The organism is Pseudomonas sp. GW458-11-26-14-LB4 (genome assembly GCF_059423925.1).
Map to the genome: position 1 here is coordinate 241,109 of NZ_JBWKYU010000002.1, position 25,878 is coordinate 266,986.

Here is a 25,878-nt window from a genome sequence, read left to right on the forward strand (position 1 = left end):
AGTCGTAATTCATGCGCATTTCCACCGCTCAGTATTACGCGACGCAAGCTGCTCAATATCAGCGCAACTACAGCAAGGCTGTCGCGACCGCGAACGAAGCCAGCAGCCTGCAGCGCATCAACACCGCCGCCGACGATCCGATCGGCGCCGGTCGCTTGCTCAAGCTCGGTCAGCAGGCCGCGATGCTTGATCAGTACAAAGGCAACATCGACACCACCAAGAGCGCGCTGACCGTTCAGGAATCCACACTGAACTCCATCACCACTGCTTTGCAGCGCGCGAAGGAAATCGGTCTGGCCGCCAACAACGGCATCGCCACCGATAAGGACCGCCAGGCTTACGCCGCCGAACTGAGCCAGATCCAGCAACAAGTGCTGGGCCTGATGAACTCCAAGGATGCCAACGGCAATTACCTGTTCTCCGGTTCGAAGACCGACACCGCGCCGTACTCGCAGAACGCCGATGGCACTTACACCTACAACGGTGACCAGACCCAGATCAACCTGGGCATTGGCGACGGCCTGTCGGTAGCCACCAACACCACCGGTTGGGACGCGTTCCAGCAGACCATCAACACCAGCCGCACCCACACCACAATGACGGCTCCGGCCGTCGATGACGGTCGCGTGGTGCTGACCAACGGTACGGTCGGCACCGCCGCCACCTACAACGCCAAGTTTACGGCCGGTCAGCCTTACACCGTGGACTTCATCAGCAGCACTCAGCTCAAGATCACCGATGCCCTGGGCAACGACGTGACTTCCGAGGCCAGCCAGAACGGTCTGATCAGCAACAGCAACGGCGCCAACCAGACGGTCAGCTTCCGTGGCGTCGACATGAAGTTGAACATCAACCTCAAGGCTGGCGATACCAACCCGGACGCGGTCATTGCCGGTCATAGCTTCCAGCTGTCGGCTTCGCCGGACTCGTTCACCGCTTCGCGCAGCCCGGGCAACCCGTCGACCGCGGTCATCACCGGTTCCAGCGTGACCAACCAGGCAGCCTACGACGCGGCTTTCCCGTCGGGTGGCGGCGCAGTCCTGAAGTTCACCAGCGCCACCGCGTTCGACCTGTACGCGGCGCCTGTCACTGCCGACAGCAAGCCGATCTCGTCGGGTACCGTGGCTGGCGGCAACGCCACGGCAGCGGGCGTGACCTTCGCCCTCGGTGGTACGCCGGCGGCCGGTGACCAGTTCTCGATCCAGTCCAACAATCACCAGACCCAGAACGTGCTCGACACCCTGGGCCAGATGGTCACGGCGCTGAACACCCCGATCGACGGTGATCCGGTGGCCAAGCAGAAATTCCAGGGTGCCATGGAAGCCGGCCTCGGCAACATCGACAGCGCCGCCAATCAGATCGGCAGCGCGGTGACGTCCATCGGTGCCCGTGGGTTGTCGCTGGATGACCAGAACACCACTAACGAGAGCCTGCAGCTTGCAAACTCCACCACTCAGGGCACGATCCGTGATTCGGATCCGGCCGAAGTGATGACCCGCCTGACCTTGCAGCAGACCATGCTGCAGGCCTCGCAACTGGCGTTCAGCAAAATCTCTCAGTTGGGCCTGTTCAACAAGATCTGAAGCCTGAGCGGGCGCGCAAGCGCCCGCTTGCTCTGACCGCTCTGTATCAATCGTCTTTTTTTGCGGTTTCAAAGGGCTCGCTGTTCCGGGCGGGTTCCCGCCGCTTGCGAGTCCGCCGTGAATTCACTCCCCCTTGTCAGCCTCGTCATCCCTGCCTTCAATCCGCGTTTTTTCGAACGGGCCTTGAACAGTGCCGTGAGCCAGAATTACGGCAATCTCGAAATCATTGTGTGCGATGACAATCGCGGCAACGAGATCCAGGACATCACAGCGTCAGTGAGCGAGCAGACAGGCGTGGCCGTACGCTACGTGCGCAATCCACGGACGCTGGGGCTGGTCGACAACCTCAAGGTCTGTCTTGAGCAGGCACAGGGCGAATTCATCAAGTTCCTGTGCGATGACGATTTGCTCTATTCGGCTTGCATCGAGCAGCAGGTCCATGAAATGCGGCATGCCGAAGTCAGCCTGGTGGTGGCTCAGCGGCTGCTCTGGGATGCCAACGACATCATTCTGCCGGCGCGTATTGAAAACACCCCGTTGTCGCCAGTCAGCGCACTGCTCAAGGGCGACGATGTCCTGGGCATTTTTGAAAAATTCCCGGTCAATGTTCTCGGTGGATTCAGCAGTGCGCTGATGCGCCGCGCCGACGTTGTCGAGCTTTTGCCGGCGTTGACCGAGGAGGGTGCCTGCTTCGTCGCGACGCTGGATTTTGCCCTGTATGTCTGTCTGCTGCGGCGTGGCAACCTGGCGGTTTCCAATAACGTACTCAGCGCCGAACGTCTCTACCCGGAGCGTTTGAGTGCGCAACAACCGATGAAGGATGCGGCAGAAGTCGAGCGCGAATGGATTTCGCAAATGCTCAAGGCGCGCAGTGGTGAGTCGGCGCCTGCACCGGGGTGGGTGCGTTATGTTCCGTTGACCCGTGTCGAAGAGTCGCCACGGGTGTGGCAAGAGCTGCCCCTGAGCCGAACCCTTGGCTCCAAACAGAGCCGTCAGGAGTGGGGCGTAGGCGTCAACAGCTTCAGCTTCGGCGAACTCTACGCACAGTGGCTGGCATGCCGGGTGCTCACCGAGCAGCAGCGCCACTGGTTGCCGGAAACGCTCGCCAGCTGGCCGCAGCAGCCGCGAATCGTGCCGATCATCATTGACCGGCAGGGCAGTCGCGATGGTCTGGAGCGCACACTGGAGGCGCTCGCTGCCCAGGATTACCCGCCGGAACTGATCCTGGTGCTGTCCGTTTCGTGTCACGAGGCGACCCTCGACGGGCGCGTGTTTCACATGCCGTTGCAGGATGACGGACTGGAACAGATCAACACACTGCTGCCGCAGCTCGAAGGCGCCGACTGGTTCTATCTGTTGCAGCCAGGTGATTGCCTCGTTGCGCCGGCGTTGTTGGTCATGGCCGACCGGATCGCGCACAGCCAGACCCTGACCTGTCTTTACAGCGACGAGGGTAGCCTGCGCACCGGCGAATCGGCGGAGCCTGCGTTCAAGCCGGACTTCAATCTGGATCTCATGCGCAGTTATCCCTACGTCGGGCGCGCCCTGGCGTTCAAGCGCGAGCGCTTTCTGGCGCTCGGCGGCTTTGCACCGGCGTTTGCCGAGCTGGCCCCCCATGATGTGCTGTGGCGGATGGTCGAGAGCGACGGCCTGAACGTTGTGGGACACATTGCTGAAGTGCTGCTGGAGTCCAAATTCGATCTTTCCCAATGGCTGACCGAATCGGGTGTCGTCGCGCAAAGTCCACGAATTCTCGAAGCGCATCTGCAACGGCTGGGGATTGTCCATGAAATCCGTCGTGGTGGCAGCGAGCTGCTGAATCGCGTGGATTATCACCACGCCCGACGCCCGCTGGTGTCGGTGGTCATTGTCACTCAGGACCAGACTGCTGCCGTGCAGCGCTGTGTGGAAACGCTGCTGGAAAAGACCGCTTATACCGAGTACGAATTGCTGCTGGTCGACAACGGCAGCGAAAGCGCTGAAGCGCGGGTATGGCTGGACGGCATGGCGCAACTGGGCAGCGACCGGATCCGCGTGCTGAGCTATCCGCAACAGGGCAATGCCGCCGCTGTGCACAACTTTGTGATCAGCCAGGCGCGTGGCGAGTATGTGTTGCTGCTCAACGCCTTTGCGGTGATTACCCAGGCCGACTGGCTCGATGAACTGCTCAACCATGCGCAGCGCCCGGAAGTCGGGGTGGTCGGTGCCAAGCTGTTCAATCCCGACGGCGGGGTGCTGCATGCTGGCCTGATTCTCGGTTTGAACGGGCCGGTCGGGCTGCCGTTCTATGGCCAGCCCATGCAGTCGGACGGGTACATGTTCCGCCTGCAGGCGGTCCATAACCTGAGTGCTGTCGGCGGCGATTGCCTGATGATTCGCAAGTCGGTTTTCGACGCTGCGGGTGGGCTCGACGAGCAGGACCTGAAGCAGTCGCTGAATGTCGTGGATCTGTGCTTGCGGGTTGGCCGCGAAGGCTACCTGGTGGTGATGAGCCCCCATGCCGTGCTGGCGGTGGGCGCGCGCCCAAGCGTTGCGGCGACGGCGGAAGACGAAGCGCTGCTCGCCGAGGAAAGGGACACGTTCTACCAGCGCTGGTTGCCGACCATTGCACGCGACCCGGCCTACAACACCAACCTGACGCTGCAGGGTGTGGGTGCCACCAACTTCAGTCTGGAACCTGGCTTGCGTACTGGGTGGAGTGCCTTTTCCAGGGCGCAGTTGCCGAATGTGCTGGTGGTGCCGATCAACGCCTCTGCCATCGGGCACTACCGCATGAGTCAGCCGATGATCGAGCTGCAGGCGGCCAACCGGGTCGAGGGGCGCATTTGCTACGGCTTGCCGTCGATCATCGATATCGAGCGTCAGTCGCCCGATGTGATCGTGTTGCAAGGGCGCTATTCGGAACACGCCATCGATGAAATCCCTCCGCTGAAAAAGTATTTCAATGCGCGGCGCATCTTCGAGCTCGATGACTATGTCATCGACGTTCCCCATCGCAATGCGCATATCCGCAACATGCCGAGCAAGCAGGACATGGAGCGTATGGTGCGACGCGCCATTGGTCTGTGTGATCGAGTGGTCGTGTCGACCCAGCCATTGGCTAACGTGCTGTCGGACATGCATCACGACATTCGTGTCGTACCGAACATGCTGTCCAAGGACTTGTGGAGTCACTTGCGCAGTCAACGCCGTACCTCGAAAAAACCGCGGGTCGGTTGGGGTGGCGGTACCAGTCACCACGGTGACCTGGCCGTCATCGCCGATGTGGTGCGCGAGCTGGCCGACGAAGTCGACTGGGTTTTCTTCGGCATGTGCCCGGACGATCTGCTTCCGTACATGCATGAATTTCACGGCGTGATCGATCTGGAGATCTACCCGGCGAAACTGGCCAGCCTGAACCTTGACCTGGCCCTGGCGCCGCTGGAATTCCACGTATTCAACGACTGCAAGAGCAACCTGCGGCTGTTGGAATACGGTGCCTGCGGTTATCCGGTGATCTGCACGGACACCGAAGCGTATCGCGGTTATCTGCCTTGCACCCGGATCAAGACCAACAGCACGGACGAGTGGTTGCAGGCGATCCGCATGCATCTGGCCGACCCGGATGCCAGCTACCGCATGGGTGACGAGTTGCGCGAGGTGGTCCTGCGTGACTACGTGCTGCGCGGCGATAACCTGCGGTATTGGGAGTACGGCTGGCTGGCGGACTGAACCGCGCTCGACAACCAAAAAAGGCGACCTGAAGGTCGCTTTTTTTTCGGCCGTGAAATGCGTATTTACATTAAATGCCGATGGATTTGCGCGCGAATTAAAGCTTTGGTTTTTCCCTGTCGATATCAACGTATTCCGCGACTTATCAGTGGGCTGTGGCGGGGTGTGATCGCCACGCACGCAGGGACAGATTCATAACAAGGCAAGGAAGAAGCAAATGGCAATCGTAAATGGATCGATTGAAGCAGATGTCCTGATTGGCACCCAGGACAATGACGAACTCTATGGAATGGAGTCGGATGATCAACTGTTGGCCAGCGGGGGATCGGACGTGCTGGACGGCGGTGAAGGGTTTGATACGGCGACCTATTACGGCATGAGTTCGGGAGTCGGTGTCGAGGTTGGCGCTGGCGCCGTTACGGTCACCGGGGCCGATGGCAAGGTCGACACGCTGGTGTCGGTGGAGAAGGTGGTCGGCAGTTTCTACAACGACACCTTTACCTCTTCCGTGGGTGGCGTGACGCTGGACGGCAGTGGCGGTGATGACGTGTACAACGTCACTGCCGAAGGCGTGTCCCTGATTGAAGAAAACAACGGTGGCTACGACGAACTGCGCACCAGCCTGAATACCGCCAAGATGGACCCGTTCATCGAGAAGCTTACCTTCACCGGTACCGGCGATTTCAAGGGTTACGGCAATGCCAGTGACAACGAGATCATCGGTGGCGCGGGTAATGACTGGCTGTGGGGTGGCGCCGGCGCTGATCACTTCGTGGGTGGCGAAGGTTTCGATACTGTCAGCTATTCCGACAGCCTCGAGGGTGTGAGAGTCCAGGACTTCGAGAACTACGACGCATTGACCATCGCCGCTGGCGACACCTTCACCGGCATCGAGGCGATTCAGGGATCGAATTTCGATGACGTGGTGTATCTGCTCGATAACGCCATGATCGTGGATGGCGCCGATGGCTACGACACCGTGAGCTACCGTCACTCCTTTGATGGCGTCAGTATCGGCATTGGTCAGCAAGCAGGTGCGGATGTCACGTTGCTGAATGTCGAGAAAGTCATCGGTACTTCGTTCGATGACCGATTCACCGCCAACGTCGCGGGCGTGACGCTGGAAGGCGGAAGAGGCGACGATGTGTACATCATCAACAGCGCCGGTGTGAGCATCGTCGAGACGGACCTCTTTGGTGGTACCGACCACGTGTACACCAGCCTGTCGTCGATGCACATGGATCCGTTCATTGAAAAAATGACGTATACCGGCACCGCAGACTTCACGGGCTACGGTAATGACGGGGACAACGTCATCGTGTCGGGCGCCGGCAATGACGTCCTGTACGGCGGCGCGGGTGCCGATCGCTTCGAAGGCGGAGCCGGTGTCGACACCGTCAGCTACGAAGACAGCAATGAGGGTTTGAGCGCCTCCCTCGGCTGGGGCCCGCAGAGTGGTATCGCCCTCTACGACACGTACATCGACATCGAAAACCTGCGTGGCAGCCATTTCAATGACGTGCTGCAAGGTGATTGGGGCGACAACATTCTGGAAGGCGGAGCTGGCGACGATTTCATTCAGGGTGGCGGGGGTGCGGACATTCTTTATGGTGGCCTGGCATCCGGTCTGGATGGCGAGACGCCGCAGAACGATACGCTGATTGGTGGCGATGGCGATGACACCTATGTGGTGAATGCCCCCGGCCTGGTATCCATTCAGGATATGGCCAGCAGCTACAACGACACCCTGATCATGAACACCATTGCCAACCTCAGCCAGTTGAGCGTTACGCGTGTCGGCGACGATGCCTACCTGCACGGTGCCAATGACGGCAGCAGCGGTGTGCCGGCCAATGGCGTGAAGCTGGTGGACTGGTATGTGGGTGGGTACAACAACATCGAGCATCTGCAGACCGCTGACGGCCAGGTCTATGACCTGCCGGCCATGATCGATGGGTTCGCGATGTTTGGCTGATCCGCCCGATTGATTGAAGTAGCTTGATGAAGGGATGATTCCGGCAACGGACTCATCCCTTTTTCATGTCCGGATGTCCCGCCGACGCAGGGCTGGCGGAGCTGGCGCGTTTCCTGCAAGTCCCCCTCAAATCGCCATAAAACGAGCGCTCGCGGTCATTCACCTGCGCCCGGACTGGCAAAGGTTCAGCCGCAAAGGCCTGCAACAGCGAGGCCAAGCCCTGTGACGTAGAAGAGGGGAGACGATGAAGGCAGTTATTTTGGCGGGTGGCCTCGGCACGCGCATCAGTGAAGAGTCGCACCTCAAGCCCAAGCCAATGATCGAGATCGGCGGCAAGCCAATTCTCTGGCACATCATGAAGCAGTATTCCGCCCACGGAATCCACGACTTCGTGATCTGCCTCGGCTACAAGGGCTACGCGATCAAGGACTTCTTCGCCAACTACTTCCTGCACACCTCCGACGTCACGTTCGACATGCGCAACAACCGCATGGACGTTCACCAGAACTACAGCGAGCCGTGGAGCGTCACCCTGATCGACACAGGCGAGGAAACCATGACCGGTGGCCGTCTGCTGCGTGCCGGCCGTTACCTCAAGGATGAAGAGGCGTTCTGCTTTACCTACGGCGACGGTGTCTCCGACATCAACATTGCTCAACTCGTTGACTACCACAAGGGTCACGGCCGTCTGGCGACCGTCACCGCCGTGCAGCCGCCGGGCCGCTACGGCGCCCTCGAACGGCATGGCGATCAGGTCCTCGGCTTCACCGAAAAACCGCGCGGCGACGGCGGCTGGATCAATGGCGGCTTTTTCGTGCTGTCGCCAAAAGTGCTGTCGTACATCGCTGGCGACGAGACCACCTGGGAAGCCGAACCGCTGGCTCAGTTGGCCCAGGACGAACAACTGAAAGCCTTCGAGCACGAAGGCTTCTGGCATCCGATGGACACCCTGCGCGACAAAAACCACCTCGAAGCGCTGTGGCAGAGCGGGGAGGCCCCATGGAAACAATGGGCCTGAGTCCTGAGTTCTGGCGTGGCAAGCGGGTTCTGATTACCGGTCACACCGGTTTCAAGGGTAGCTGGCTGACCCTGTGGCTGCAAAGCCTTGGCGCGCAGGTCAGCGGTTTTTCCCTCGACCCGTCGACCGAGCCGAGCCTGTTCGAACTGGCGCGCGTGAGCGAAGGCATCAACGATCAGCGCGGCGACCTGCGTGATCTGGGCGCCTTGCTCGAGATCATCGCCGACACCGAGCCGGAGATCGTCCTGCATCTGGCGGCCCAGCCGCTGGTGCGTGAGGGTTATCGTGATCCGCTCGGCACTTATTCGAGCAACGTCATGGGCACCCTCAACCTGCTCGAAGCGATTCGCCAGGTCGGTTGCGTGCGGGCCTGCGTGCTGGTGACCACCGACAAGGTCTACGCCAACAAGGAATGGCTGTGGCCGTACCGCGAGGACGAAGCCCTCGGTGGACACGACCCTTACAGCAGCAGCAAGGCCTGCTGCGAGTTGCTGGCGCAGTCTTACGCGGCATCGTTCTTCCCGGCGGACAAGTACGCCGAGCACGGTCTGGCCCTGGCCACCGCGCGGGCCGGTAACGTGCTGGGCGGCGGTGATTTCGCCCCTGAACGGCTGATTCCCGACGTGCTGAAAGCCTGGTCCGCAGACGAGCCGGTGACCCTGCGTTACCCGCAAGCCGTGCGCCCGTGGCAGCACGCGCTGGAGCCGCTGGCCGGCTACCTGCAATTGGCCGCCGGCCTTTATGAAGAAGGCCCGGAATACGCCGGAGCGTGGAACTTCGGCCCGGGTGAGGCGGACATGTGCAGCGTCGGCGAAGTGGTCGAACTGCTCTCCAACCGCTGGCCTCAGGCCCGTGGCCTGCGCCTCGAAAAGAGTGACCTGCACGAAGCCGGTCTGCTGCGCCTGGACAGCAGCCGCGCCCGTCAGGTGCTGGGCTGGCAACCGCGCTGGACGTTGCAGCAATGCCTGACCCAGACCCTCGACTGGCATCTGGCGTGGCAGAACGGTGACGACATGCGCACCGTGACCCTCGGCCAACTGAACCTGTACCGGGGCGCGCTGTGAGCGAGTTTTCCTTGAAACCGTTGCCGCTGGCCGGGTTGTTCAGCGTCCAGCACAAACGCTTCGAAGATCAGCGCGGGCACTTCGCCCGGCTGTTCTGCGAGGGCAGTTTGAAGGCGTTCGGCAGTGAATTTCACATCCGCCAGATCAACCATTCCTGCACCCGCGAAAAGGGCAGCGTGCGTGGCCTGCATTATCAGAATGCCAACGCGCCGGAAGCCAAGTTGATCACCTGCCTGCGCGGTGAGGTGTGGGACGTGGCGGTAGACCTGCGCCCGGACTCGGAAACCTTCCTTCACTGGCACGCCGAGCACCTGAAGGCCGGTGACGGACGCAGCCTGCTGATTCCGGCCGGTTTCGCTCACGGTTTCCAGACCCTCACCGAAGACGCCGAACTGCTTTATCTGCACAGCGCCGATTACGCGCCGGAGCATGAGGGCGGCCTGTCGGTGAACGATCCACGGCTGGCGATTGCCTGGCCGTTGCCTGTCAATAATTTGTCAGCGCGTGATTCCAGCCATCCCGCGCTCGATCAACACTTTGCTGGAGTGCGTCTATGAACTGCCGTGGGTGCGCCGCACCGTTGAGCCTGCCGCTGATCGACCTCGGCACCTCGCCACCGTCCAACGCCTACGTGCATGCCGATCGGCTGGAGCAGGCCGAACAATGGGTGCCGCTGAAGGTCGCCGTGTGCCAGCAATGCTGGCTGGTCCAGACCGAGGATTACACCTCCGCCGACAGCCTGTTCGATGCCGAGTACGCCTACTTCAGTTCGTTCTCCAGCACCTGGCTGGCCCACGCCGAGCGTTATGTGGCCGAGATGGTCGAGCGCTTCGGCCTGACCGCTGACAGCCGCGTGGTGGAAGTCGCGGCCAACGACGGCTACCTGCTGCAATACGTGGCTGGTCGCGGCATCCAGTGCCTGGGCGTGGAGCCAACCCGCAGCACCGCGCAGGCAGCACGGGAAAAAGGCCTGGAGATTCGTGAACTGTTCTTCGGTCGCGACACCGCCGCACAGCTGAAAAGCGAGGGCTGGGGCGCCGACCTGATGGCCGCCAACAACGTGCTGGCTCACGTGCCTGACATCAATGACTTCCTTGGTGGTTTTGCCGCACTGCTCAAGCCGACCGGCGTCGCTACCTTCGAATTCCCGCAACTGCTGACGCTGATGGCTGGCGCACAGTTCGACACGCTGTATCACGAGCACTATTCCTACCTGTCCCTGACCGCCGTGCAGACACTGTGTGAACGCAACGGTCTGGAAGTGTTCGACGTCAGCCAGTTGACCACCCATGGCGGATCGCTGCGGGTGTTCGTCCAGCGCAAGGACGGCGAACGCCGCGCCGTGCAGCCAGCGGTGCAACAGCAGTTGCAGGCCGAACTCGACGCCGGGGTGAAAACCACCGGGTACTACGCGACGCTGGCGCCGGCTGCCGAACGTATCAAGCATGATCTGCTGCGTTTTCTGTTGCAGGCCAAGGCCGACGGCAAACGTGTGGTCGGCTACGGCGCCGCTGCCAAGGGCAACACCTTGCTCAACTACGCCGGGGTCAAACCGGATCTGCTGGCCTGGGTCGCCGATGCCAATCCGCACAAGCAGGGCAAGTACCTGCCGGGCAGCCGCATCCCGATTGTCGCGCCGGCGCAGATCGATATCGAGAAGCCGGATTACGTGCTGGTGCTGCCATGGAACCTGTTGCATGAAGTCAGCCAGCAGCTGGCTCAGGTGCGTCAGTGGGACGGTCGCTTCGTGATCGCCGTGCCTGAGTTGAGCGTGCTGTGAAGGTTCTGGTCACCGGGGCCACGGGCTTCGTCGGTCGCCATCTGGTTAGCGCATTGCTGGCCCGTGGCTGCACGGTGCGGGCGGTTGCACGCGACGCGCAGAAAGCCGCGGACATGCCGTGGATCAAGGACGTCGAGTTCGTGAGCGCGGATATTCACGCGGCGGATCTGAATGTCGCGGCGCTGACCGAGGGTGTCGATGCACTCGCGCACCTGGCGTGGCCGGGGTTGCCGAACTATCGGGCGTTGTTCCATTTCGAGCACAACCTGATGGCCGACTATCGCTTCATCAAAGGCGCGGTAGAGGCGGGCGTGAAGCAGGTGCTGGTGACCGGCACCTGCTTCGAGTACGGCATGCAGAGCGGTCCGTTGAGCGAACAGAACGACGCGCAGCCGGCCAATCCTTACGGTCTGGCCAAGCACACCCTGCACCTGTTTTTGCAGAATCTGCAACAGGAGCATCCGTTCACCCTGCAATGGGCACGGCTGTTCTACCTGCACGGCGCCGGGCAGAACCCCAACAGTCTGTTGGCCGCGCTGGACCGGGCGATTGATGCCGGCGATGCGACGTTCAACATGTCGGCGGGTGAGCAGCTGCGCGATTTTCTGCCGATTGAAACCGCTGCCGCTCATCTCGCCGCGATCCTGCACAAGCGCGATTTCGACGGCGCAATCAACTGCGCCAGCGGCCAGCCGGTTTCGGTGCGGGCGCTGGTCGAACAGCGCGTGCGTGAGCGCGGCGCGACCATTGGCCTGAACCTCGGCCACTATCCGTATCCGACCCACGAGCCGCTGGCGTTCTGGGCGGTGACCGAGCGCTTGCAACAGTTATTGGGAGAGTCGCAATGAGGCACGAGTTGTATCGGGTCACCGACCTGCCGGTGCTGCAGAACCGCACCTTTGCCGATCCCGAATCGGCGAAGGCATCGGCCCGCGCCGACATGTTGCTGGTGCAGGATGAGCGCAGCGGTCTGATCTTCAATGCGGCGTTCGACGCCGACAAGCTCAGCTACGACGCCGACTACCAGAACGAGCAGGCGCATTCCGGCCAGTTCCAGAAGCACCTGAGCGATGTCGAAGGCATCATTGCCCGGCACTTCAAGGGTCAGGAACTGATCGAAGTCGGCTGCGGCAAAGGCTATTTCCTGGAGCTGCTCAAGGGCCTGGGTTATCGCATCACCGGCATCGATCCGGCCTACGAAGGCGAGAACGCCGACGTGATCAAGGCCCCGTTCACCCGAGGCCTGGGCCTGGAGGCGGACGCCATCGTGCTGCGTCATGTGCTGGAACACATTCAGGATCCACTGGGTTTTCTGGCGGTGATCGCCGAAGCCAATCAGGGCGGCGGGCAGATCTACATCGAAGTGCCGTGCTTCGACTGGATCCTCGAACACCGCGCCTGGTTCGATCTGTTCTACGAGCACGTCAATTACTTCCGCCTCGATGATCTGCGCCGGATGTTCGGCACTGTGCACGAGGCCGGTCACCTGTTTGGTGGCCAATACCTGTACATCGTCGCTGACCTCGCCACGTTGCGCCTGACCCCGGAACAACCGGTGCCACGCCTGGCCTTGCCGGACGATTTCACCGCCAGCCTCGAGCGCGCGGTGCAGATCATCCAGGGCGCGCCCGAGCAGGGTTCGGCGATCTGGGGCGCCTCGTCCAAAGGCGTGATCTATTCGCTGTTCCTGCAACGCGCCGGCGTGGCGGTGGATCGCGTGGTCGATATCAACCCGGCCAAGCAGGGGCGTTACCTGCCCCTGAGCGGCGCCCGGGTGTCCTCGCCGCAAGAGGCGATGGACGCCTTGCCCGAGGGCGCCAACCTGTTTGTGATGAATTCCAATTACCTCGAAGAGATCAAGCGGATGACCGGTGGACGTTACGTCTATCACGCCGTCGACAGCGCTTCGTTCCAGTGACCCTTGAGATTTTGAAAATGACCGACAACAGCATCAACAAAGCTTTCGAAGCCGAATGCCGCGAGCAGATCGCCCAGCAGGGTGACGACCAGAAACTGACGGGCCTGGCCCGCGATTTCTTCAACGAATCGGCCAAACACAAGTACAGCTACCACTTCTCGTGGATGGGCCGTCCGATCATCCAGCTGCCGCAAGACATGATGGCCATGCAGGAAATCATCTGGCAGGTGAAGCCGGATCTGGTCATCGAGTGCGGCATCGCCCACGGCGGTTCGATCATCTACTACGCCTCCCTGCTGGAACTGCAAGGTCACGGTGAAGTGCTGGGCATCGATCTGGACATCCGTCCGCACAATCGCGAAGCCATCGAAAGCCATCCGATGAGCAAGCGCATCAAGATGATCGAAGGTTCGAGCATCGACCCGGCCATCGCTGCCCAGGTGCGCGCGGCTGCCGAAGGCAAGAAAGTCATTCTGGTGCTCGATTCCAACCACACCCACGACCACGTGCTCGAAGAGCTGCGCCTCTACGCGCCACTGGTTTCGGTCGACAGCTACTGCGTGGTGATGGACACCGTGGTTGAAGACATGCCGGCCGATTTCTTCCCGGATCGTCCATGGGGCCCGGGCGACAACCCGAAGACCGCCGTGTGGAAATACCTGGAAGAGAACAAGGATTTCGAGATCGATGTTCAGCTGCAGAACAAGCTGCTGATCACCGTGGCGCCGGACGGCTATCTGCGTCGCGTTCGTTAATTCGCAACATCACCAAAGCGTTGTCTCGGCGAGTCGCCGGTTGTGGAGAGAAGTTATGCAAGGCAAGTTCGGTTCTGAATTGACGCTACCGCTCAACGAGCTGTTGACCGTGGTGCTGATTACGCACAATCGTCCGGCGTTCCTGCGTCGGGCGGTGAAGTATTACAGCAGCTTGCCCTGCAAAATCATGGTGCTGGACTCCACGATCGAGCGGCCCGAGGGGGATTTTTCCCCCGTTGATTATCACCACGTGCCGCAGTTTGCCTACTGGGGCATGCAGGCCAAGCTGGCTTACGGTGTCGAGCGACTGACCACGCCGTACATGGTGCTGGCAGCCGATGACGACTTCATCCTGCACGATTCGCTGGCCGAGTCCGTGAGCTTCCTGCACGCGAACCAGGACTATGGCATGTGCCACGGCTATTGCCTGATGTACCTGACGCTGACCAACGGCGTGAACTACTACCGTCGGGACAAGAAGGTTCAGGAAGACTACGCGTCGGAGCGGGCTCAGGATCGGGTTATCGATTACATGAGTCAGTACATCCCGCCGTTCTATGCGGTGACGCGTACCGACCTGATGAAAACCTGGCACTCGGCATTGCCGGCCGGCACCAATTTTCAATGGCAGGAAATCGGCCACGTGTATTTCCTGCTGGCCAGTGCCAAGGCACGGATTCTGCCGATTCCCTATGTGGTCCGCGAGATCAACTACGGCGTCTCCGAGCACAACACCGATGTGTTCCATTCGCTGACCTACGTCGATAGCAAATCGGTCGCCGAGCGAGAGGCCTTTGCCGAGTTCCTCACCTCGTTGCCTTGCGCTATCGAAGGGCTGGACGCCATGCAGGCCAAAGCGTTTGCGCTGGAAAGTTTCGACGCGATGGCCGAGAGCCTGCGCAGCGGTCGTGCACTGACCGCGGAACTGATTTTCGAATCGGTCTGGAGTCAGGAAAAGAAGGTGCCGGATCGTCGTTTCGGGCCGCTGCAGTACGTCGAAATGCCCTTCTACAACCAGGCGTTTTTCGACCGTCTGGAACAGTTCGAATTCATGCTTCACGCCATGCCGGCCGGTCGCATTCAGCTGGAAGGGCTGGAGGGCGTATGGACGCGTCAGGCGCACTTGCTGCAGGCGCGCAATAACGACACGGCAGAAAGCGTGACTGACCGGTTGTGGCAGGCGCACGACCTCAATGCGTTCAACCAGACGGTCGTCAAACGCCTGTCGACGCAACTGCAGGCGTCGGATGAGGACGAAGCGGCGCATGCCCTGAACGACTGGATCGCTCGCCTCGAGGCGTTTGCGGACGATGACCAGCAGGCCATGTTCGACAAAACGAAGTCCGGTCGCCTGCTCAAGTGGCTGGCTGCCCGCGAGCCGTCCGCCGAACAATCGCAGGCGATTGCCCGTCACCTGGCGGTCAACGGCGGCGGCCCGCAGTTCGGTATTTTCCTGCTGGACCTGGATAACGACATCGACAAGTTGCAGGTCTCGCTCGACAGCCTGCTTGAGGGCCACTGCAAAGCGTTCAGGATTGTCGTGTTCACCACCGGTGAAGCGCCGAGCGCGACCACCGCGCAGAACACCCTGCACTTTGTCCGCGTGACCCAGAGCAACTTTGTCGACAAGCTCAATCAGAGTGCCCAGCAGTCGCCTTGCGACTGGCTGTTGCTGGCACAGGCCGGCGATCAGTTCACCGCCAGCGGCTTGTTGCGCGCCAGCCTGGAACTGATGGACGCGGCCCAGATACGTGCAGTCGCCACCGACGAGATCCAGCGCCAGGAGAGCGGCGCGCTGGTTGACGTGTTCCGCCCGGGTATCAATCTTGATCTGCTGCAAAGCGTGCCGTCGCTGATGGCGCGTCACTGGCTGGTCCGTCGCGACGTCCTGCTGGATGCGGGTGGCTATCAGGCCGACTTCAACAAGGCGCTGGAACTGGACTTGCTGCTGCGCATCATCGAGCAGGGTGGTCTGGACGGTCTGGCACACCTTGACGAACCCTTGCTGATCACTCAGGCAGTGGCCCCGGAAGAGAATGCCCACGAGCGTCAGGCCTTGCTGCGCCATCTGGGTAATCGTGGCTACAAGGCCAAGGTCAACTCGACCCTGCCGGGTACCTGGCAGATTGATTATCGTCATGCCGAGCAGCCGCTGGTGTCGATCATTGTGCCGGTCATCGATGATGTGCGTGCGTTGCAGCGCTGCCTGGAAAGCGTGGTGCTCAAGACCCGCTACAGCCGCTTTGAGGTCCTGGTGGCGGCCAATCCGAATACGTCCGCCGAGGTCAACGATTGGCTGGGCTCCCTGCAGCACGCCAAGGTGCGCGTGCTGCGTGCCGATCAGCCGTTGTGTGACTCAGCGCTGTGCAACGCCGCCAGCGAGCAGGCGCAAGGCGATTATCTGGTGCTGTTGGCGGCGGACAGTGAGGTGGTCAACCCGAACTGGATCGACTTGCTGCTCAACCACGCACTGCGGCCGGAAGTGGGCATCGTCGGTGGCAAACTGGTGAGCCGCGACGGCAAGGTTGCTCAGGCCGGCTTGATCCTCGGTCTCAACGATGGCGTCGGTTCGCCGTTCATCGGCGAGAAGCACAGCGCCGAGGGTTACATGCAGCGCCTGGCCGTCGAGCAGAATTACTCGGCCGTGTCCAAGGTCTGCCTGATGATCGGCAAAGAGCTGTTCAATGCGCTGGGCGGTCTCGATGAAGTGACGTTCGCTGATGGCTTCAGCGATGTCGACCTGTGCCTGAAGGCGGGTCAGGCCGGCTATCTCAATGTGTGGACGCCACTGGTGCAGGTGCTGCACACCGGCGAGCTGCCGCAGGCACCGCAAGCCCTGGCGGCCTTGCGTGAAAAATGGAGCACGGCCTTTGCGCAGGATCCGGCCTACAACGCCAACCTGGCGCTGAACGGCAAAGGCTTTACCCTGGGCGAAAATACCTCGATCAACTGGGCACAGTTGCTCGCTTGAGCCTGCCGGGCAGGGAACAGGAATCAGAACATGTTCAACGGTAAGTCGATTTTCATCTCCGGTGGCACCGGCTCGTTCGGGCGCAAGTTCATCGCGCGCCTGCTCGAGCAATACCAGCCCAAGCGCGTGGTGGTGTTCTCCCGGGATGAGCTCAAGCAATACGAAATGCAGCAGACGTTCAACGCGCCGTGCATGCGTTACTTCCTCGGTGATGTGCGCGACGCCGATCGCCTGCGCCAGGCCATGCGCGGCATCGATTACGTGGTGCATGCCGCGGCGTTGAAGCAGGTGCCGGCGGCGGAATACAACCCGACCGAATGCATCCGCACCAACGTCAACGGCGCGGAATACATCATCGCCGCTGCCATCGACAACGGCGTGAAGAAAGTTGTCGCGCTGTCCACCGACAAGGCCGCGAGCCCGATCAACCTGTACGGCGCCACCAAGTTGCTGTCGGACAAGTTGTTCGTCGCGGCCAACAATATCGCCGGTGAACAGCAGACGCGTTTCGCCGTGGTGCGCTACGGCAACGTGGCGGGTTCGCGCGGGTCAGTGGTGCCGTTCTTCAGCAAGCTCATCGCCGACGGCGCGACAGAGCTGCCGATCACCGATGAGCGCATGACCCGGTTCTGGATCACCCTCGATCACGGTGTGCAATTTGTGCTCGACAGCTTTGCGCGGATGCACGGCGGTGAAGTGTTCGTGCCGAAGATTCCGTCGATTCGCGTGGTCGATCTGGCGCGTGGCATGGCCGAGCATCTGCCGCACAAGAACGTCGGCATTCGTCCGGGCGAGAAGCTGCACGAGTTGATGGTGCCGCTGGACGATGCGCGGATGACCCTGGAGTTCGCCGATCACTACACCATCCAGCCGTCGATTCGCTTCACCAGCGTCGATGTGGATTTTGCCGAGGACAAACTCGGTGAGCGTGGCGTACCGGTTGGCGAAGACTTCGAGTACCGCTCCGACACCAACCCGCACTTCCTCTCGGTAGGACAGATCGCCGACCTGCACGCGAAGCTGTCGGTATGATCCCCTACGGTCGGCAAAGCCTCGACCAGGCGGACATCGACGCGGTCGTCGAGGTGTTGCAGTCCGACTGGTTGACCCAGGGCCCGACTATCGAGCGCTTCGAGCAGGCGATGGCCGAGCGTTGTCAGGCCGACTTCGCCGTGGCGGTGTGCAACGCCACGGCGGCGCTGCACATTGCCTGTCTCGCGGCGGGGCTCGGCGCGGGCGACCGCTTGTGGACCACGCCGAACACCTTTCTCGCGTCGGCCAATTGCGGCCGTTACTGCGGCGCCGACGTTGATTTCGTGGACATCGATCCGCTGACCTGGAACCTCGATGCCGAAGTCCTGGCGAGCAAACTCGATGCTGCCGAACGGGACGGCACGCTGCCCAAAGTGCTGGTGGCGGTGGCGTTCTCCGGGCAGAGCTGCGACATGCGGCGGATTGCCGAACTGGCCGAGCGCTACAACTTCACGGTGATCGAAGACGCTTCCCACGCGGTCGGCGCAAGCTATGCCGGGCGTCCGGTGGGCTGCGGTGAATTTGCCGCGATGACCGTGTTCAGCTTCCACCCGGTGAAGATCATCACCAGCGGCGAAGGCGGCATGGTGCTGACCAATCGCCCGGAAATGGCCGAGCGCCTGCAACGCCTGCGCAGCCACGGCATGACCCGCGATCCGCAGCAGATGACCGAGCCCAGCCACGGCCCGTGGTACTACCAGCAGGTCGAGCTGGGGTTCAATTACCGGATCACCGATCTGCAAGCCGCGCTGGGCCTGTCGCAATTGAGCAAGCTGGACGAATTCATTGCCCGTCGACGGGAGCTGGCCGCGCGTTACGACCGCTTGCTGGCGTACTTGCCGGTGACTGTGCCGAGCCTCCAGCCGGAGGCCGAATCGGCCTGGCATCTTTATGTGGTGCGTTTGCAGACCGAGCGCATCAGCCTCAGTCACCGTCAGGTGTTCGAAGGCTTGCGTGCCGCCGGCATCGGCGTGAACCTGCACTACATTCCGCTGCATCTGCAGCCGTACTATCGTGACCTGGGTTTTGCCGAAGGTGACTTCCCCGAAGCCGAGCGTTATTACGCCGAAGCGATCAGCCTGCCGCTGTTTCCGTTGCTGAGCGATCAGCAGCAGGACTATGTGGTCGAGCAATTGCGTCGGTTGACTGAATGATTGCCGCCGTGGCGGTGGATGGAAACGGTAATGCGTGATCTGAGCGAGCAGGAACAATTCTGGCAAGGCGAATTCGGCAACCAGTACGTCGATCGCAACGTCGGCCAGCCACTGGTGGCGGCCAATCTGGCGTTGTTCGCCAAGGCGCTGACCCGGGCCGGACGGATCGACAATTTGCTGGAACTGGGCACCAACGCCGGCAACAACTTGCAGGCGTTGCGTCAGTTACTGCCCAGGTGCGAGCTGTTCGGCGTCGAAATCAATGCCAGCGCCTGTGCCCAGGCCCAGGCGCTGGAGATTGCGAACATCTGGCACGGTTCGCTGTTCGACTTTCCCCGCGAGCGCCAATACGACCTGACCCTGAGCAAAGGCGTGCTGATCCATCTGGCGCCGGAACTACTGGCGACGGCGTATGCGCAGTTGTATGCGTTGAGTTCGCGCTACATCCTGATCGCCGAGTACTACAATCCGTCGCCGGTGGAAGTGTCCTATCGCGGCAACAGTGGAAAACTGTTCAAACGCGATTTTGCCGGGGAAATGCTTGACCGTTATCCTGATCTGCAACTGCTGGATTACGGCTTCGGGTATCGCCGCGACCCGCAATTCCCGGTCGACGACATCACTTGGTTCCTGCTGGAAAAACGTCCTTGAACAACGTCGCAATCATCCCGGCCCGTGGGGGCAGCAAGCGCATCCCGCGCAAGAATCTCAAGCCGTTCGACGGTGTGCCGATGATTGTCCGTTCGATACGCACGGCCCTCGATTCAGGGTTGTTCGAGCAGGTGATGGTCAGCACCGACGACGCAGAGATCGCGGACGTGGCGCGTGCCAACGGTGCTCAGGTGCCGTTCATGCGTCCGGCGGAGCTGGCCGATGATTTCACCGGCACCGCGGCGGTGATCGCGCATGCCTTGCAGCAACTGCCGGCCTTCGATTATGCCTGCTGTGTGTACGCCACGGCGCCGCTGTTGCAGGCGCGGTTTCTGCGTCAGGGCCTGGAGTTGCTGGCGCAGCATCCGGACAAGTCCTTTGCTTTTTCAGTCACTGATTTCGGCTTTCCGGTGCAGCGCGCCCTGACCCTGGACGGGAAGGGCGCGCTGACGGCGTTGTACCCCGAGTTTCGCAATACTCGTTCGCAGGATCTGCCGGCTGCCTTTCAGGATGCCGGCCAGTTCTATTGGGGCCGCAGCGAGGCGTGGCTGGGTGGGGAGGTGCTGTATTCGCCGGCCAGTCTGCCGGTGATCCTGCCCCGGCATCTGGTGCAGGACATCGATACCGCCGAAGACTGGAAGCGTGCCGAGTACCTCTACGCCGCCCTCAAGGCTGGCGGAGAGTTGCAATGAGAGTGCTGATCCGCGCCGACGCCTCGCCGACCATTGGCAGCGGCCACATCGCCCGGTGCCTGACGCTGGCGCGAGTGCTGCGCACCCAAGGCAGTCATGTCGCGTTTGCCTGCCGTCGTTTGCCGGGGCATCGGCTTGATGCGTTGCGGAGCGAAGGCTTCGAGACCTTCGCGTTGCCGGAGCGCTACGCCGGTGAAGACCCGGAGCAGGCCATCGAATCGATGCTGCCGTGGCAGGCGGATATCGATGCACTGGCGACGCAGCTGGAAGGGCGGACCGGATTTGACTGGGTGATCGCCGACCATTACGGCCTCGACCATCACTGGCAGACCGCGGCCCGTCGCTTCGCGCCACGGATCGCCGCCGTCGATGATCTGGCGACTCGCCGCTACAGCGTGGATCTGCTGCTCAATCAGAACCTCTCGGGGCTCAGCGAAAACTATCAGCCGCTGCTGCCGACCGGTTGTCGAACGCTGCTCGGTCCACGCTTTGCCATGCTGCGCGAAGAGTTCAGTGGCCCGGCCATCGAGATCAAACCGGTGGCGCGCCGGGTGCTGGTGAATTTCGGCGGCTTCGATGCGGCGCGCCAGACCCATCACGCGATGCTGGCGCTGACGGATTTTTCGGCGCTTGAAGTGGATTTCGTCGCCGGTGCCGACAACCCGGCCTGGGCAGAGATGCAGGCGTTGGCCGAAACGCGGCCGCGCTGGCGGCTGCACAGTTTTGTCAGCGATTTTCATCGGCGCATGACCGAGGCCGACCTGTTTATCGGTGCCGGCGGCGGCACCAGTTGGGAACGCGCGGCCCTGGGCCTGCCGACGATTTGCATTGCGGTGTCGAACAACCAGCAGGCCAACGGCGAGGTGATGGCGGCGGCCGGCGCGCATGTGTTCATGGGCGCGCGGGAGCAGGTCGGCGTCGAGCAACTGCGCGATGCCATCGGCTTTGTCGTGGGCAATTTTTATCTGCGCCAGAGCTTGGCCGAGCGTTCGCGGCATCTGGTCGACGGGCGCGGCGCGTTGCGGGTCGCAGCTGCACTGGCCGGTGCGGTGCTCAAGTTGCGTCTGGCGACGCCGGATGACGCGCAGTTGCTGTTCGAGGGGCGCAATGCAGAGGCGGTGCGCCGCTGGTCACTGGACAGCGGGGCGATTGACTGGACGCAACATATGAACTGGCTGGGCGCGAGCCTGCGCAATCCTCAGCGGTTGCTGCTGGTGGCCGAGGCGGATGACGGCCCGGTCGGTGTCCTGCGCTACGATCTGCGCGGCTTTGAGGCGGAGGTTTCGCTGTATCTGTTCGAAGGGCGTCTGGGGCTCGGCTGGGGCAGGGCGCTGCTGGCGCAGGGGGAGACTTTTGTGGCTGCGCACTGGCCGCAGATGACCGCCATCACCGCCCAGGTATTGCCGGCCAATCAGCCCTCGATGAATGTTTTTCGTGACGCCGGGTTTACCCAGAGTGCCTGCGCGTTCAGCAAGGTTTTGAAGGAATCCCGTCAATGAGCAGTTTCAAGATCGGCAACCGCCGGATCGGTGCCGATGCGCCGCCGTTCATCATCGCTGAAATGAGCGGCAACCATAACCAGTCGCTGGACGTCGCCTTGCAGATTGTCGAAGCGGCGGCAAAGGCCGGTGCCCATGCCTTGAAGCTGCAAACCTACACCGCCGAAACCATGACCCTGGATCTGGCGGAGGGCGAGTTCTTCATCAAGGATCCGAACAGTCTGTGGGCCGGTACTTCGCTCTACGACCTGTATGAAAAGGCCCACACGCCCTGGGAATGGCATGCGCCGATCTTCGCCCGGGCCAAAGAGCTGGGCATGCTCGCGTTTTCGACGCCGTTCGATGACAGCGCCGTGGACTTTCTCGAAAGCCTCGATGTGCCGGCCTACAAGATCGCCAGTTTCGAAAACACCGATCTGCCGTTGATTCGCCGTGTCGCAGCGACTGGCAAACCGCTGATCATTTCCACCGGCATGGCCAGCATCGCCGAACTCGACGAAACCGTGCGCGCCGCCCGTGAGGCCGGCTGCAAGGATCTGGTGCTGCTCAAGTGCACCAGCACCTACCCGGCGACGCCGATCAACAGCAATGTGCGCACCATCCCGCATCTGCGTGAGTTGTTTGGCTGCGAGGTCGGGCTGTCCGATCATTCGATGGGCGTTGGTGTGTCGGTGGCAGCGGTGGCGCTGGGCGCGACGGTAGTGGAAAAACACTTTACCCTCGACCGTGCGGCCGGTGGCGTGGACGCCAGTTTCTCGCTGGAGCCGGCGGAACTGGCCAGCCTGGTGGTCGAGACCGAGCGCGCCTGGCAGGCCATGGGCCAGGTCCATTACGGCGTGACCGAGGCCGAGAAAAAGTCGCTGGTCTACCGCCGGTCGCTGTACGTCACGGCCGATATGGCGGCCGGTGAACCCTTCACGGCGGCCAATGTGCGCGCGATTCGTCCCGGTCTCGGTCTGCCGCCCAAGCACACCGATGCCGTCCTCGGGCGCCATGCGCGCCAGCCGATCAAACGCGGTACGCCGCTGGGCTGGTCATTGGTCGAATGACCCGATCTGTCACCGATTCGGCAAAATAGCGTGACCTGCGAGTCATAACGCGCATCTTCACTGTATTGTAATGACCGGGGAGATGGCGCCTGGCCCGATTTCGGTTCCAGTGATAGCCCTTTGCGCTTCCCGTGGCTGCCCGTTGTGGCGGCCGTTTTCTGTTTGTCGGCGCCCCTCGAATCCTTGCGAGCGGTGGTATTGGGCTGTTTATTATTGGGAAGCCGTAATGATTGGCATAAAAAGCATTGCGAGCTACGTTCCTGTAGCCGGCGTGGACAATTACGCACAAGGTGCAAAATTCGAGAAGGATGAGGAATTCATCCTCGGCAAGATCGGTTCGGCCTTCCTCCCACGCAAAGACGCGGAACAGGAAACCTCCGATCTGTGCGTTGAAGCGGCCAATGCGCTGTTTGCCAACAACCCTGAACTGAAACGTGAATCCATCGATGCGCTGATCGTCGTCACCCAGAACGGTGACGAGGAAGGCCTGCCGCACACCGCGGCCATCGTCCAGGACAAACTCGGCCTGCCGACCAATGTCGCGGCGTTCGATATTTCCCTGGGCTGCTCCGGTTACGTCTACGGCATCTACGCGATCAAAGGCTTCATGGAAGCCGCCGGCCTGAAGAATGGTCTGTTGATCACCGCCGACCCGTATTCGAAGATCGTCGATCCGGAAGACCGCAACACCACCATGTTGTTCGGTGATGCCGCCACTGCCACCTGGATGGGCGAAGACCCGGTCTGGGCGCTGGGCAAGGCCAAGTTCGGTACTGACGGTTCCGGCGCACCGCACCTGAAAGTCACCGATGGCGTGTTCTTCATGAATGGTCGTCAGGTGTTCAACTTCGCGCTGCTCAAAGTGCCGGCGCACTTGCACGAACTGCTCGACGATTCCGGTCTGAAAGCCGATGACATCGATGCCTTCTGCATTCACCAGGGCAGTGCGGCGATTGTCGATGCCGTGGCGCGACGCTTCGAAGGCGAGCCGGAGAAGTTCATCAAGGACATGGTCGAGACCGGCAACACCGTGTCGTCAAGTGTGCCGCTGCTGCTGGAAAAACACGTGATGGATTCCGACTGGAACCGCATCGCGATCAGTGGTTTCGGTGTCGGTCTGTCGTGGGGTTCGGCGATTATTTATCGTCCTTGAATCCGCTAAGAACGACGGATACAAAAATAGCGTTCAAGGGTTAACCTTGAACGCTATTTTTTTGCCTGAAGGGAGCGCGAGGCGCCATGAGTGAGTTTTTCCAGGCCAATGCTGAAGTCGTCGAGCGACGCTGGCCGGCGCTGTTCGCACGATTGCTGAACGAAGACAGTTCGGCGATTGAGGCCGAACTGACGCAAGGGCTGGGCTCGACGCTGAGCATTGGCGGCATTCAGCTCACCAGCCGGCATGATCGTGTCCGCGAGGCGCAGATACAGGCCGCCAGCCTACCGGCGGACAAGCCGCAACTGCATGTCTACGGCACCGGCCTCGGGGATTTGCCCGCGGTGCTGCTGGAGCGCGCCGGGCTTGAGCGCTTGTATGTGCACATCCTCAATGGCGCGCTGTTTGCCCTGGTGCTGCAACTGCTCGATCAGCGTGAGTGGCTGCAGGATCCGCGAGTTGAATTGCTCTACGCCGGCAACCTGCCCGACATCTGCACGCCATTCTTTGCATTGCCTGCCGAAATGCTGCTGGCCGATGACTTCAACGCGAAGATTCGTGATCGACTGGTCAGCGAAGTGCACTTGAGCTTCAACAACCGTGAGTTCGATCCGCAGTCACCGTTCATTCAACAGCGTCTGCAGGACTGCTTGCCGGTATTGCTTGCCGACGATGATGTGGCGACGCTGTTCGGCACCTGCACCGGTCGGGAGATCTATGTGATCGGCACCGGGCCGACGCTGGAACAGCATTTCGAACGTCTGGCCGCGATCCGCGAGCGGGCCGAGCGTCCGTTGTTCATTTGCGTCGATACCGCCTACCGGCCGCTGCGCGAGCACGGGATCGTGCCCGACTATGTGGTGAGCATCGATCAGCGCATCAGCTTCCGGCATTTGCCTTTCGAGGACTCCGACGGCATCCCGCTGGTGTACCTGCCCATGAGTGATCCCGAGGTGCTGAGGGCCTGGAAGGGCAAGCGTTACGGCGGCTACTCGGCCAGTCCGGTCTATGCGGCATTGCGTGAACAGCACCCGAGGGCGCTGCTGCATGTGGGTGGCAGTGTGATTCACCCGGCCGTGGACCTGGCGGTGAAGATGGGCGCTGCACGCATCACGCTGTTCGGTGCCGATTTTGCTTTCCCGATGAACAAGACCCATGCCGGCTGGAATGACGGTGACCTGGGGCCGTCGGTGAATCAGGCGCGGCACTGGGTGCGTGACGGGTATGGCGAGCGCGTCAGTACCCAGCTCAATTTTCGCGGTTATCTGTGCGTGCTGGAGCGATACATCGCCAGTCAGCCGCAGGTGGCATTTTTCAACAGCAGCCGGGCGGGTGCGCAGATTGCCGGAACAGCGTTCAATCAGGAGTTTGTGCAATGACTGCACTGCAAAGCTGGGTAGACGAATGCCATCAGTGCGCCGGGTTGTTCCGCCTGGGACGTGATGTCGAGGCGGCGTTGACCATGGTCGATGTGTTCGAGGGCGCGCAGCAGTCATTGCTGTCGGCCGGCACGCAGACGCAGCAAGTCTGGGCGCAATTGCTCGCACAAATGCTCGAGTGCCAGGAGCGTCAGGACTGGCTGGGACTTGCCGATTTCATGGAGTACGAGTTGATTCAATTGCTGGAAGAATCGTCCGCCTGAAGAGGAGCGAAGGCGCTGGCCCGCCGGTTTGCGCCACGGACGGTTTTATGACGTCATTTTTTCGAAGGTGAAGTGCTGCTAAGTCTTTGTTTTCTAGGGGGTGGCAGGGTGATGGCAAATTTTTTCAAAAAAGCCCTCAAGCAACCTGCAAACCCGACGATAACTATTACGAAGGTTCTCTAGGCCATACCCGGCGGTTGCCAGGGCCGGAAGCCGCAGTACCCAACCAAC

The 25,878-nt window shown here is 61.4% G+C and carries 20 protein-coding genes; all 20 read left to right on the forward strand.

Annotation, left to right across the window (positions count from 1 at the left end; translation table 11 throughout):
* Positions 1-11 precede the first annotated feature (11 nt).
* The 20 genes from AC07XZ_RS03890 (at position 12) to AC07XZ_RS03985 (ending at position 25,647) form a co-directional block, all read left to right on the forward strand.
* Entirely contained in the window at positions 12-1,583 is a 1,572-nt protein-coding gene (locus AC07XZ_RS03890) for a flagellar hook-associated protein 3 (RefSeq protein ID WP_102686028.1), read from the forward strand.
* 117 nt (positions 1,584-1,700) lie between these two features.
* Complete coding sequence (locus tag AC07XZ_RS03895) at positions 1,701-5,294, forward strand: glycosyltransferase (protein ID WP_102686029.1); 3,594 nt, start codon at positions 1,701-1,703, stop codon at positions 5,292-5,294.
* A gap of 217 nt (positions 5,295-5,511) precedes the next feature.
* The gene (locus AC07XZ_RS03900; RefSeq protein WP_102686030.1) at positions 5,512-7,269 is read left to right on the forward strand and encodes a calcium-binding protein; all 1,758 of its coding nucleotides are present in this window, start codon (positions 5,512-5,514) and stop codon (positions 7,267-7,269) included.
* A gap of 244 nt (positions 7,270-7,513) precedes the next feature.
* On the forward strand, positions 7,514-8,287 hold the full coding sequence (gene rfbF, locus AC07XZ_RS03905) for a glucose-1-phosphate cytidylyltransferase (RefSeq protein ID WP_085605742.1): 774 nt from the start codon (positions 7,514-7,516) through the stop codon (positions 8,285-8,287).
* A complete protein-coding gene (gene rfbG, locus AC07XZ_RS03910) occupies positions 8,269-9,351 on the forward strand; it encodes a CDP-glucose 4,6-dehydratase (protein WP_102686031.1) in 1,083 nt (360 codons plus the stop codon). Before rfbF ends, rfbG begins: the two co-directional genes overlap by 19 nt.
* On the forward strand, positions 9,348-9,908 hold the full coding sequence (gene rfbC, locus AC07XZ_RS03915; protein ID WP_007958330.1) for a dTDP-4-dehydrorhamnose 3,5-epimerase: 561 nt from the start codon (positions 9,348-9,350) through the stop codon (positions 9,906-9,908). The genes rfbG and rfbC overlap by 4 nt, the downstream gene beginning before the upstream one ends.
* Positions 9,905-11,131 carry a class I SAM-dependent methyltransferase gene (locus AC07XZ_RS03920; RefSeq protein ID WP_102686032.1) on the forward strand — a complete coding sequence of 409 codons (1,227 nt, stop codon included), beginning with the start codon at positions 9,905-9,907 and terminating at the stop codon, positions 11,129-11,131. Before rfbC ends, AC07XZ_RS03920 begins: the two co-directional genes overlap by 4 nt.
* Complete coding sequence (locus AC07XZ_RS03925; protein WP_102686033.1) at positions 11,128-11,979, forward strand: NAD-dependent epimerase/dehydratase family protein; 852 nt, start codon at positions 11,128-11,130, stop codon at positions 11,977-11,979. Before AC07XZ_RS03920 ends, AC07XZ_RS03925 begins: the two co-directional genes overlap by 4 nt.
* On the forward strand, positions 11,976-13,049 hold the full coding sequence (locus AC07XZ_RS03930) for a class I SAM-dependent methyltransferase (protein ID WP_085747125.1): 1,074 nt from the start codon (positions 11,976-11,978) through the stop codon (positions 13,047-13,049). The genes AC07XZ_RS03925 and AC07XZ_RS03930 overlap by 4 nt, the downstream gene beginning before the upstream one ends.
* A 17-nt stretch (positions 13,050-13,066) precedes the next feature.
* Positions 13,067-13,804, forward strand: a complete 738-nt coding sequence (locus AC07XZ_RS03935; protein WP_007958324.1) for a cephalosporin hydroxylase family protein — start codon at positions 13,067-13,069, stop codon at positions 13,802-13,804.
* A gap of 55 nt (positions 13,805-13,859) precedes the next feature.
* Positions 13,860-16,775: a glycosyltransferase family 2 protein gene (locus AC07XZ_RS03940; protein WP_102686034.1), complete on the forward strand. Its 2,916-nt coding sequence runs from the start codon at positions 13,860-13,862 to the stop codon at positions 16,773-16,775.
* Positions 16,776-16,805: 30 nt separating this feature from the next.
* On the forward strand, positions 16,806-17,807 hold the full coding sequence (gene pseB / locus AC07XZ_RS03945) for a UDP-N-acetylglucosamine 4,6-dehydratase (inverting) (RefSeq protein ID WP_102686035.1): 1,002 nt from the start codon (positions 16,806-16,808) through the stop codon (positions 17,805-17,807).
* Positions 17,804-18,961, forward strand: coding sequence for a UDP-4-amino-4,6-dideoxy-N-acetyl-beta-L-altrosamine transaminase (gene pseC, locus AC07XZ_RS03950; protein WP_102686036.1), 1,158 nt, complete (start codon positions 17,804-17,806; stop codon positions 18,959-18,961). Before pseB ends, pseC begins: the two co-directional genes overlap by 4 nt.
* A 30-nt stretch (positions 18,962-18,991) precedes the next feature.
* Positions 18,992-19,612, forward strand: a complete 621-nt coding sequence (locus AC07XZ_RS03955) for a pseudaminic acid biosynthesis-associated methylase (RefSeq protein WP_102686037.1) — start codon at positions 18,992-18,994, stop codon at positions 19,610-19,612.
* Positions 19,609-20,304, forward strand: a complete 696-nt coding sequence (pseF, locus tag AC07XZ_RS03960; RefSeq protein ID WP_102686038.1) for a pseudaminic acid cytidylyltransferase — start codon at positions 19,609-19,611, stop codon at positions 20,302-20,304. The genes AC07XZ_RS03955 and pseF overlap by 4 nt, the downstream gene beginning before the upstream one ends.
* Positions 20,301-21,803, forward strand: a complete 1,503-nt coding sequence (pseG, locus tag AC07XZ_RS03965; RefSeq protein WP_102686039.1) for a UDP-2,4-diacetamido-2,4,6-trideoxy-beta-L-altropyranose hydrolase — start codon at positions 20,301-20,303, stop codon at positions 21,801-21,803. Before pseF ends, pseG begins: the two co-directional genes overlap by 4 nt.
* Complete coding sequence (gene pseI / locus AC07XZ_RS03970) at positions 21,800-22,852, forward strand: pseudaminic acid synthase (protein WP_102686040.1); 1,053 nt, start codon at positions 21,800-21,802, stop codon at positions 22,850-22,852. The genes pseG and pseI overlap by 4 nt, the downstream gene beginning before the upstream one ends.
* 226 nt (positions 22,853-23,078) lie before the next feature.
* Entirely contained in the window at positions 23,079-24,005 is a 927-nt protein-coding gene (locus AC07XZ_RS03975; RefSeq protein WP_085611535.1) for a ketoacyl-ACP synthase III, read from the forward strand.
* Between the two features lie 86 nt (positions 24,006-24,091).
* Positions 24,092-25,384: a motility associated factor glycosyltransferase family protein gene (locus AC07XZ_RS03980; protein ID WP_102686041.1), complete on the forward strand. Its 1,293-nt coding sequence runs from the start codon at positions 24,092-24,094 to the stop codon at positions 25,382-25,384.
* The gene (locus AC07XZ_RS03985; RefSeq protein ID WP_085747116.1) at positions 25,381-25,647 is read left to right on the forward strand and encodes a hypothetical protein; all 267 of its coding nucleotides are present in this window, start codon (positions 25,381-25,383) and stop codon (positions 25,645-25,647) included. Before AC07XZ_RS03980 ends, AC07XZ_RS03985 begins: the two co-directional genes overlap by 4 nt.
* Positions 25,648-25,878 lie beyond the last annotated feature (231 nt).